Raw genomic sequence first — 11,702 nt, forward strand, 5'->3', positions numbered from 1 at the left:
TCTCCCCTTCTACAGCTCGTTGTCGATGAAGCTGAAGATCTCGTCGTCGCTGGCCGCGCCCAGCTGTTCGGCGACCGACGCGCCCGGCTGCCCGCCCGCGGGCGCCAGGCGGGCGAGCAGGCCGGAAAGCCGGTCGGCGAGCAGTTCGCGGGTGAGCTCGTCGAGCTCGCCCGCGGCCAGCTCCGCGCCGAGCCGGTCCAGCTCACCGAACAGCCCGGGCGAGGCGTCCGGCGCGGCGCCGGCCAGCTCGGTCGCGGCGAAGGCGACGACGTCGGCGGGTGTCGGGTGGTCGAAGATCAGCGCCGCCGGCAGCCGCAGGCCGGTGGCGCCGGCGAGCCGGTTGCGGAACTCCAGCGCGGTGAGCGAATCGAAGCCGAGGTCGGTGAACGCGCGGTCCATGGCGACCGCGTCCGGCCCGCCGTGCCCGAGCACCGCCGCGACCTCCGCCCGCACCACCGTGGACAGGAGCGCGGCGCGCTCGGCGGGCGCGGCCTCGGCCAGCCGTGCCGCGGTGTCCGTCGGCGACGGACCGGTGGCGGGCCGCGCCCGCACCAGCCCGCGCAGCAGCGGCGGGACGTCCTCGCGGGCCGTCAGGTCCAGCCGGGCGGCCACGACGAGGGACCGGTCCAGCCGCACGGCCGCGTCGAAGAGGTCCAGCCCCTCCTCGGCCGAGAACCCGGGCACGGCGACCCGGCGCGAACCGGGCGAGCTGCCCATGCCCTCGTCCCAGAGCCCCCACGCGAGCGACGTCGCGGGCAGCCCTCCGGCCCGCCGGTGCGCGGCGAGCGCGTCGAGGAACGTGTTGGCGGCCGCGTAGTTCGCCTGCCCGGCCGTGCCCAGCACCCCGGACGCGGAGGAGAACAGGACGAACGCGGTCAGGCCGAGGTCGCGGGTCAGCTCGTGCAGGTGCCAGGCGCCGTCGGCCTTCGGGGCGAGCACCCGGTCCAGCCGGTCCGGGGTCAGCGCCGGCAGGACGCCGTCGTCGAGCACGCCCGCCAGGTGCACCACTTCGCGCACCGGGTGTTCGGCGGGCACGGCGCCGAGAACCCGGGCGAGGGCCGCCCGGTCGGCGACGTCGCACGCCGCGACGCGCACCGAGACGCCCAGCTGCGCGAGGTCCGCGAGCAGCCCGGGGTCGATCGCGCCGCGCCGGCCGATCAGCAGCAGGTGCCGGACGCCGCGCGTGGTCGCGAGGTGCCGGACGACGCGGGTGCCCAGTCCCCCGCCGGCACCGGTGACGACGACCGTGCCCGCGGGGTCCGCCGGCGACACCTCGGCGTCGGGTGCCTTGGCCCGCACGAGCCGCGGGAACCGCACGGCCCCCGACCGGACCGCCAGCTGCGGCTCGTCCGCCGCGAACGGCACCGCGCCCGCCCCGGGTTCGACGTCGGCCAGCGCGAACCGGCCCGGGCTTTCCGTCTGCGCCGTCCGGACCAGGCCCCAGACGGCGGCCGCGGCGAGGTCCGGCACCGGCTCGCCGGGCGCGGTCGCGACGGCGCCTTCGGTCACCACCACCAGGTTCGCGGTCGCGCACCGCTCGTCGGCCAGCCACGCCCGCAGGAGGTCGAGCACCGCGTTCGTGGCCGTGCGCACCGCGGCCGGCACGTCACCGGCACCGGTGCGGCACCGGTGGACGACCACCGGGGGCACGTCGGTGAGCTCGGCCAGCTCCGCCGCCGACGCGACTTCGGGAGCGTCGGCGGGCACCGAGGCCGCCGCGCGGCCGGCTGTCCAGTCCACTGTGTACAGATCGTCGCGCCGGCCCGCCCGCAGCCGGGCCGGGTCGACCGGCCGCAAGGCCAGCGCTCCCACCGAAACCACCGGCCGGCCGGTTTCGTCGGTGACGTCGAGGGTGACGTCGTCCGCGCCACGCGGGCGCAGCCGGACGCGCACCGCGGTCGTCCCGGTGGCGGCCACCGAAACCCCGGACCACGAGAAGGGCAGGACCGTCTCCGGACGGCCGGTGAGCGCGACGGTGTGCAAGGCGGCGTCGAGCAAGGCCGGGTGCACCGCGTACCCGGCGGCGTCGACCCCGGCGGGCAACGCGACTTCGGCCAGCACCTCGCCGCCCCGGCGCCAGGCCCGGCGCAGCCCGCGGAACGCGGGCCCGTAGCCGACGCCACCCGCGGCCAGCCGCTCGTAGAACCCGTCCAGTGCCACGGGTTCCGCGCCGGGCGGCGGCCACGAGAGGGCGTCCGCCGCCGGGACGGCCCCGGCGGTGAGCACGCCGGTCGCGTACCGGGTCCAGTCGTCCTGCCCGTCCCTCGCGTACACGGCCACCGGCCGGCGGCCGGCCGCGTCCGGGCGGTCGACGACCAGCTGGACGGCGACGTCGGCGTCGGGCAGCACCAGCGGGGTCTCGACGGTCAGCTCCTCGACGAGCCCGCAGCCGGTCTCCTCGGCGGCCCGGGCGGCCAGTTCGAGGAACACCGCGCCCGGCACGACGGGCACGCCGCCGAGGGCGTGCTCGGTGAGCCACGGCGCCGAGTCCGGCGCGAGCCGTCCGGTCAGCACGACCGAGCCCGAGTCCCCGACTTCGACGACCGCGCCGAGCAGCGGGTGTCCCGGCGAGCTCAGCCCGGCGCCGGTCACGTCGCCGCTCGCGCGGGGCGCGTCCAGCCAAAACCGGGACCGCTGGAAGGCGTAGGTGGGCAGGTCGACCCGCCGGGCGGCGGGCAGCAGCCCGGCCCACGCCGGTTCGGCGCCGGCGACGTACAGCTCGCCGAGCGCGGTGAAGAACGCTTCGTCGTCGGGACGGCCGCGGCGCAGGAGCGGCACGGCGGCGGCGGGTCCGGCCTCGCCGAGGCAGTCGCGCACCATCGCCGTCAGCACGCCGTCCGGCCCCAGTTCCAGGTACCGCGTGACCCCCGCGCCGGCGAGCGCGGTGACACCCTCGGCGAAGCGGACCGCGCCGCGGACCTGCCGCACCCAGTAGCCCGGGTCGGTCAGCAGCCCCGGTTCGGCGACCTGCCCGGTCAGGTTCGCCACGACCGGGATCCGCGGCTCGTGGAAGGTGAGGCCGGCGAGGACTTCGCCGAACTCGGCCAGCATCGGCTCCATCAGCGGCGAGTGGAACGCGTGCGAGGTGGTGAGCCGCTTGACCTTCCGGCCGCGGGCGAGCCAGCGGGCGGCGGCGTCCTCCACCGCGGCCGTCTCGCCGGACAGCACGACCGAATCCGGCCCGTTGACCGCCGCGACCGACACCCGCTCGCCCAGTTCCGCGCGCACCTCGCCCGGTTCCGCCCGCACGGCGATCATCGCGCCGCCCTCGGGCAGCGCCTGCATCAGGCGGCCGCGCGCGGCGACCAACGCGCACGCGTCGGCCAGGGTGAGCACGCCGGCCACGTGGGCCGCCGCGACCTCGCCGATCGAGTGGCCGAGGAGCAGGTCGGGCCGGACGCCGGCGCGCTCGAGCGCCCGGAAGAGCGCGACCTCGAGGGCGAACAGCGCGGCCTGGGTGAACATCGTCCGGTCCAGCGCGCCGTCGCCGTCGAAGACGACGCCGGCCAGCGGCCGGCCGAGCGGCCCGTCGAGGTGCGCGCAGACCTCGTCGAACGCCGCGGCGAAGCCGGGGACGGTTTCGCGCAGGTGCCGGCCCATGCCGGGCCGCTGGGAACCCTGGCCGGTGAAGAGGAACGCGGTGCGGCCGGGGCCGGCGGTGCCGCGGCGGACGGTGCCCGCGGGGCGGCCCTCGCCCAGGGCCGCGAGCCCGGCGAGCACCTCGTCCCGGCCGGCGCCGACCACGACGGCTCGTTCGGCCAGGGCGGACCGGGTAGTGGCGAGTGAACGCGCGAGCTCCGCCGTCGTCAGCTCCGGGCGTCGGCGCACCCATTCCCGCAGCCGGTTCGCCTGCGCCCGCAGCGCGGCGCCGGTCTTGGCCGACAGCACCAGCGGCAGCGGTCCGGCCGGCGCGTCCGCCACCGGTTCGACCCGGGACGGCGGCTGTTCCAGCACCACGTGCGCGTTGGTGCCGCTGACCCCGAACGACGAGACCCCGGCCCGGCGCGGGTGCGCCCGGTCCGCCCAGTCCACCGGCTCGGTGAGCAGGGAGACCGCGCCCGCGGACCAGTCGACGTGCGGGGTGGGCTCGTCCACGTGCAAGGTCTTCGGCAGCCGGCCGTGCCGCATCGCCATGATCATCTTGATGACGCCGCCGACGCCCGCGGCCGCCTGCGTGTGCCCGACGTTCGACTTGAGCGAGCCCAGCCACAGCGGGGTTTCTCGGTCCTGGCCGTAGGTGGCCAGCACGGCCTGCGCCTCGATCGGGTCGCCGAGGGTCGTGCCCGTGCCGTGCGCCTCCACGACGTCCACATCGGACGGCGCCAGCCCGGCATCCGCCAGCGCCGCCCGGATCACCCGCTGCTGCGCCGGCCCGTTCGGCGCGGTCAACCCGTTCGACGCCCCGTCCTGGTTGACCGCGCTGCCCCGCACCACCGCCAGGACGCGGTGGCCGTTGCGTTCCGCGGCCGACTGCCGCTCCAGCAGGAGCAGCCCGGCGCCTTCGGCCCAGCCCGTGCCGTCGGCCGCGGCCGCGAACGGCTTGCACCGGCCGTCGGCGGCCAGCCCGCGCTGGCGCGAGAACTCGACGAACACCGCGGGGCTGGCCAGCACCGTGGCCCCGCCCACGAGCGCGAGACCGCACTCGCCCGCGCGCAGCGAGCGGGCCGCGAGGTGCAGCGCGACCAGCGACGACGAGCACGCCGTGTCGACGGTCACCGCCGGGCCTTCGAAGCCGAAGGTGTAGGCGATCCGGCCGGAGGCGATGCTGCCCGCGCTGCCGTTGACCAGGTAGCCCTCGTACTCGCCGGGCACGCCGCGCGCCTGGTGCAGCCGGGCGCCGTAGTCCTGGTACATGATCCCGGCGAACACGCCGGTGTCGCTGCCGCGCAGGGCCGCCGGGTCGATGCCGGCCTGCTCGAACGCCTCCCAGGCGACCTCCAGCAGCAGCCGCTGCTGCGGGTCGGTGGTGAGCGCCTCGCGCGGGCTCATCCCGAAGAACTCCGCGTCGAATTCGGCGGCGTCGAGGAGGAACCCGCCCTCCCGGACGTAGCTGGTGCCCGGGTGGGCGGGGTCGGGGTCGTGCAGTTCGGCGAGCGGCCAGCCGCGGTCGGCCGGGAACTCCCCGATCGCGTCGCGGCCGCCGGCCACCAGGTCCCAGAGCTCGTCCGGCGTGCGGACCCCGCCGGGGTACCGGCAAGCCATGCCGACGACCACGACCGGGTCGTCCTCGGCCGGGCCGGCCACCCGGGCCGGCGCCACCGGGACGCGCTCGCCGGCGAGCTCGCCGGCCAGGTACCGGGCCACCGCCGCGGGCGTGGGGTGGTCGAAGACGAGCGTGCTGGGCAGCCGCAGACCGGTGCCGGCGGCGAGCCGGTTGCGCAGTTCGACGGCGGTCAGCGAATCGAAGCCGAGCCCGCTGAAGACGGCGTCCGGCGCGATCGCGGCCGCGCTCGGGTGGCCGAGCACGGTGGCGACCTCGGTCCGGACCAGCTCGGTGACGACGGCGAGCCGGTCCTCGGCGGACACCCCGGCGAGACGGTCGGCGAGCGGGAGCGCCGGGCCGGCCGCCCCGGCCGCGGCCCGCGGGGGCCGCGGCCGCACCAGCGCGCGGAACAGCGCGGGGACGTCGGCGCGCAGCCGGTCCTGGGCGAACCGGGCGGGGACGAGGTCCGCACGGGCGGCGCCGAGCGCGGCGTCGAGGAGCGCGGGACCGCGCCCGGGCGCGAGCGGTGCGATGCCCGCACGGGCCAGCCGTTCGACGTCTTCGTCACGCAGCCCGCCCGCCAGGCCCTCGGCCGGCCAGAGGCCCCAGGCCAGCGCGTGCGCCGGCAACCCCTCGGCACGCCGGAGGCGGGCGAGGGCGTCGAGGAAGGAGTTGGCCGCGGCGTAGGCGCCCTGGCCCGGCGCGCCGAGCACGCCGGCCGCGGAGGAGAACAGGACGAACGCCGCCAGGCCGAGGTCGCGGGTCAGCTCGTGCAGGTGCCAGGCGGCGTCCACCTTCGGCGCCAGCACGCGCTCCAGCGCCTCCGGCGTGAGCGAGCCGACGGTGGCGTCGTCGAGCACGGCCGCCAGGTGCACCACGGCGCTCAGGCGGCCGGCGGCCGTGACGCGGCCGACGAGCGCCTCGAGCGCGGCGCGGTCGGTGACGTCGCAGGCCTCGACCGACACCTCCGCGCCCAGCGCGGTCAGCTCACCGGCGAGGCCGTCGTCGCCCGCGGCGCCGCGGCGGCTCGCCAGGACCAGCCGGCGCACGCCGTGCGCGGTCACCAGGTGCCGCGCGACGACCGCGCCGAGCCCGCCCGTGCCGCCGGTGAGCAGCACGGTTCCGGCGGGGTCCCACGCGAAGGTGCGGTCGGCGCCGAAGGGCACGAGCCGCGGCACGTGGCACCGGCCGTCGCGGACGGCGGCCTCGGGTTCCCCCGCCGGCAGCGACGCCCACGGCGGGAGGCTGCCGTCGGTGTCGAGCAGCCCGAACCGGCCGGGGTGCTCCGACCGCGCCGAGCGCACCAGCCCCCACACCGCGGCGGCGGCGGGATCGACGGCGCCGTCGCCGGGCCCGGTCGCCCCGGACGTGACGACGACGAGCCGGGAGCGCTCGAACCGCGCGTCGGCGAGCCACTCCCGCACGAGCCCGAGCACCCGCCGCACCGCGGTGTGCGCCGCGGCCGGGCGGTCGTCACCGGACGTCTCCACGGGGGCGAAGACGACTTCCGGCACGGGGCCGGCGAGCGCGGTCGGGCCGCCGGCGCCGAGCGTCGCCGTGTCGAGCGGGGCGGGGTCCGGGACCGGTCGCCAGTCCACGGCGAAGAGATCGTTGCCGGCGGCCGGCGTGCCGGGCGTGAGCGGGCGCAGCCGCAGGGAGCGCACGGACGCGACCGGGCGGCCCGCCGGATCGGCGACCGACACCGCAACCGCGTCGCCGGCGGTCTTCGTCAGCACCACGCGCAGCGCCGTCGCCCCGACCGCGTGCAGGGTGACGTCGTGCCACGCGAAGGGCAGGAGTACCTCGTGGCCCTCGTCGAGGACCAAGGGGTGCAGGGCGGCGTCGAGCAGCGCGGGGTGCAGGCCGTAGGCACCGGCGTCCGCGTCCTCCGGGAGCGCGACCTCGGCGAAGATCCGGTCGTCCCGGCGCCAGAGCGCCCGCAGGCCGCGGAACACCGGGCCGTAGTCGTAGCCGCGCGCCGAAAGCCGTTCGTAGGCGTCGGAGACGTCCTCGGCGACCGCGCCGGGAGGTGGCCAGGCGACCAGGTCTTCCGGCTCCGCGGCGGCGTCCTCGGCGAGGAACCCGGTCGCGTGCCGGACCCAGGTGTCGCCGTCGCGGGAGTGCACGCTCAGCGCGCGGCGGCCGTCGGCCGACGGCGGGTCGACGACCACCTGGACGGCCACGCCGTCGCGGTCCGGGACGACCAGCGGGGCGGCGAGCGTCAGCTCTTCGACGCGGCCGCAGCCGACCTCCTCCCCCGCCCGCACCGCCAGCTCGACGAAGGCCGTGCCGGGCAGGATCACCGTGCCGGCCACGGCGTGCTGGGCCAGCCACGGCCGGCCGGTGGTGGCCAGCCTGCCGCTGAGCACGACCCCGCCGGAGCCCGCCACGGCCACGACCGCGCCGAGCAGCGGGTGGCCGGCCGCACCGAGGCCCGCGAACGCGACGTCACCGGTCCGGTGGCCGGCCTCGAGCCAGTACCGGGTCCGCTGGAACGCGTAGGTGGGCAGGGCGATCCGGCGCGCCGCGGACCCGGCGAACGCGGCGGCCCAGGCGATGTTTACGCCGGCGCCGTGCAGCACCGCGAGCGCGGCCGTGAAGGTTTCGGCTTCGGGCTTGCCCTTGCGCGAGGTGGCCGCGAGCACCGGCGCGTCGAGGCACTCGGCCGCCATCGCCGTCAAGGTCGCGTCGGGACCGGCTTCGACGAAGACGTTCGCCCCGGCCGAGTCCAGGCTCCGCACCGCGTCGGCGAACCGCACCGGCTCGCGCACCTGCCGCACCCAGTACTCCGGGTCCGTCAGCTCCCCGGCCGCGGCCGGGACACCGGTCACGGTGGAGACCACGGGCAGCTCGGGTTCGTGCAGCGCCAAGCCGGAGACGACGGCCCGGAAGGCGTCGAGCACCGGCTCCACCAGCGCCGAGTGGAACGCGTGGCCGACGCGCAGCCGCTGCGCGCGGGCGCCGCGGGCGCGGAAGTCCTCGACGAAAGCGTCCACAATGGACTGGCGGCCGGCGACGACGACCGCCGCCGGCCCGTTGACGGCGGCGATCTCGATCCCCGGGGAAAGCGCCTCCCGCACGACCTCTTCGGTGGCCTCGACCGCGGCCATCGACCCGCCCGGCGGCAGCGCCTGCATGAGGTTCCCGCGGGCGGCCACGAGCGTGCACGCGTCTTCCAGCGACAGGACGCCGGCGACGTGGGCCGCGGCGATCTCGCCGACCGAGTGCCCGGCGAGCAGCTCGGGTGTCACCCCGAAGGTCGTGAGCAGCCGGTACACCGCGACTTCGAAGGCGAAGAGCGCGGCCTGGGTGAACACCGTCTGCCGCAGCAGTTCGGCGTCCTCGCCGAACATGACCTCCCGCAGCGGACGCGGCAGCCGGTCCCCGAACGCGGCGCAGACCTCGTCGAGGGCGCTCGCGAACACCGGGTAGGCCGCGTACAGCTCGCGGCCCATGCCCGGCCGCTGGCTGCCCTGGCCGCTGAACAGCACCGCGGTGCGGCGGCCCGGCCGGGCCCGGCCGGTGCGCACTCCCGACGGCGCGCCGGCGGCGAAGGCGGCCAGCGCGGCGGCGGGGTCGCCGCCCAGCGCGACCGCGCGGAACGGCAACGCGGCACGCGTGGTCGCGAGCGAGTAGCCGACGTCTTCGACGGGGTGCGCGTCCGCGACCCGCGCCAGCCGGGCGGCCTGGGCGCGCAAGGCGCTTTCGCTCGCCGCGGACACGACCCACGGCACCACCGGCGGCACCACCGCCGGGCCGGCCGGGACATCGGCGGTCGCGGGCGGCTGTTCCAGCACGACGTGGGCGTTGGTCCCGCTGATCCCGAACGACGACACCGCCGCGCGGCGCGGCCGTCCGTGCCCGGGCCAGGCCACCGGCTCGGTCAGCAGCGAGAGGGCGCCCGACGCCCAGTCGACGTGCGGCGTCGGCTCGTCGACGTGCAGGGTCCGCGGCAGCACCCCGTGCCGCATCGCCAGGATCATCTTGAGCACGCCGGCGATGCCCGCGGCGGCCTGCGTGTGCCCGATGTTCGACTTCACCGAACCGAGCAGGAGCGGGTGTTCGCGACCCTCGCCGTAGGCCGCGATCGCCGCCCGCGCCTCGATCGGGTCGCCCAGCGCGGTCCCCGTCCCGTGCGCCTCCAGGACGTCCACATCGGACGGCAGCAGGCGCGCGTCGGCCAGTGCCGCCTGGATCACCCGTTGCTGCGAGGGACCGTTCGGCGCGGTCAAACCGTTCGACGCGCCGTCGGAATTCACCGCCGAGCCGCGCACGACGGCCAGTACGGGGTGCCCGTTGCGCTCGGCGTCGGACAACCGCTCGACGAGCACCAGCCCGGCGCCCTCGGCGGCACCGAACCCGTCGGCCGCCGCGGCGAAGGCCTTGCAGCGGCCGTCCGCCGCCAGGCCCCGCTGCCGGGAGAACTCGACGAACATCGCCGGGTCCGACATCACCACCACGCCGCCGGCCACCGCCAGGTCGCATTCGCGCCGGCGCAGCGACTGCACGGCCAGGTGCAACGCCACCAGCGACGACGAGCACGCCGTGTCGACCGTGACCGCGGGCCCTTCGAAGCCGAAGGTGTAGGAGACGCGCCCGGACAGGACGCTCGCGGTGTTCCCGGTCAGCAGGTAGCCCTCGAGGTCCGCGGGCGGCTCCGCCAGCCGGGTCGCGTAGTTCTCGTAGCTGCGGCCCAGGAACACCCCGGTCCGGCTGCCCCGGATCAGGCCGGGGTCGATCCCGGCGTCTTCGAGCGCTTCCCACGTGGTTTCCAGGGCGAGGCGCTGCTGCGGATCCATCGCCAGCGCTTCCCGCGGGGAGATGCCGAAGAACTCGGCGTCGAAGTCGGCGACCCCGTCGAGAAAGCCACCCGAACGCACATAGCACTTCCCCGTCCGCTCGGGATCGCTGTCGTAGAGCCCGTCGAGGTCCCAGCCGCGGTCGGCCGGGAACGCGGAGATCGCGTCCCGGCCGGCGGCGACCAGATCCCACAGCTCCCCCGGCGAAGAGACCCCGCCCGGGTACCGGCACGACATCCCCACGACGACGACCGGGTCCTCCGCGGCGCCCTCGATCTCCGCGAGCCGTCCGCGGGCCTGCCGCAGGTCGGCGGTGACGCGCTTGAGGTATTCACGCAGTTTTTCTTCGTTCGCCATCGAAAGTCCCCGGTCGTCGCCGTGCGGGTAGCGGGAGGGCAGCCGGTCAGGCCGGCGCCGGCACCGGCTGCGGTTCGTCCACTTCGGACTCCATCACCGGCGCCATGCCGTAGAGCCCCGAGATGAGCACGATGAAGTCCTCGCGGGCGGCCAGCGCCTCGGCCGGGTCGACGAGCGCGCGGGCCCGCTCGAAGTACTCCACGACCTTCTTGCTCGGGTCGTAGAAGAACCGGACGAACGAGAGCACGACCTCGAGGAAGTCCTTGTACGACTTCTCGTAGGCGCCCCGCAGCTCCTCTTCGCGCTCCGGCGCGCCGAGCACCGCGTGGACCGTGCGGGCGGCCGTCGAGGCGCCCTTCATCGCCAGCATCACGCCGGTCGAGAACAACGGGTCGATGAACGCCGCCGCGTCGCCGGCGGTCAGCACGCCGGGCGCGCTCATCCGGGCCGCCGTGTAGGACCAGTCCTTGGTCGTGCGCGGGGCGGCGACCTCGACCGCGCCCGCCAGCAGGCGCTTGACCTCCGCGGACTCGGCGATCCGCTGCCGCAGCACCTCCGGCGGGGTGAGGCCGGTGGCCGCGTACTCCTCGGTCGGCGCGACGAAGCCCACGCTGCAGGTGCCGTCGCTGAAGGGGATCATCCAGAGCCAGCCCGGCGGGCGGTTCTCCACCAGGATGTTGCCGGCCTGCCTGCCTTCGTAGCGCGTGCCGCCCTGGAAGTACGTCCAGGTGGCCAGGTTCTTGAGGTCGTCGTGCCAGTCGACCGCGTCGAGGTGGCGGGCCAGCAGCTTCGTCTGACCGGAGGCGTCGATCACGAACGAGGCGCGGACCTCGGTGGTCTCGTCCGCGCGGCCGACGCTGTACCGGGCGCCCACGCACCGCTCGTCCTCGAACACCAGCTCGCGGACCGACGCCTCTTCCACGACCGTCGCCCCGAGGCGGCGGGTGTTGCTCAGCAGCAGGTTGTCGAACTCGGCGCGCTTGACCTCGTAGGCGTAGGGGTGCGGGCAGATTTCGTCGAAGTCGACCGACCACGGCTGGGGGTCGTCGCCCCACAGCAGGGAAAGCCCGAACTTCTTGGTGGCGCCGGCGGCTTCGATCAGGTCGATCGCGCCGAGCTCGGCCAGCACCGGGACGCACCCCGGCACCAGCGACTCCCCGATGTGGTAGCGCGGGAACTTCTCCTTCTCCAGCACCAGGACCCGCCGGCCCCATTTCGCCAGCAGACCGGCCGCGGTGGATCCGGCGGGCCCACCGCCGATCACGATGACGTCGTAGTCGTTCTGCATTGCGTGAAATCCCTTCGACGGTGGCGAGGAACGGCGTGCGCACACGGTTTTCCGG

2 protein-coding genes are annotated in these 11,702 nt (G+C 76.4%); both read right to left on the minus strand.

Going from position 1 to position 11,702, the window contains the following annotated elements:
• Positions 1-9 precede the first annotated feature (9 nt).
• On the minus strand, positions 10-10,401 hold the full coding sequence (locus tag ACWEVP_RS01705) for an SDR family NAD(P)-dependent oxidoreductase (protein WP_452061306.1): 10,392 nt from the start codon (positions 10,399-10,401) through the stop codon (positions 10-12).
• Between the two features lie 4 nt (positions 10,402-10,405).
• Complete coding sequence (locus tag ACWEVP_RS01710) at positions 10,406-11,647, minus strand: NAD(P)/FAD-dependent oxidoreductase (RefSeq protein WP_452060703.1); 1,242 nt, start codon at positions 11,645-11,647, stop codon at positions 10,406-10,408.
• Positions 11,648-11,702: the final 55 nt, after the last annotated feature.

This window comes from Amycolatopsis sp. NPDC003865, assembly GCF_053605345.1.

What these genes read in the sequence shown, in the direction of transcription:
- ACWEVP_RS01710 (WP_452060703.1), bottom strand. Translation starts at nt 11,647, where the DNA reads ATGCAGAACGACTACGACGTCATCGTGATCGGCGGTGGGCCCGCCGGA.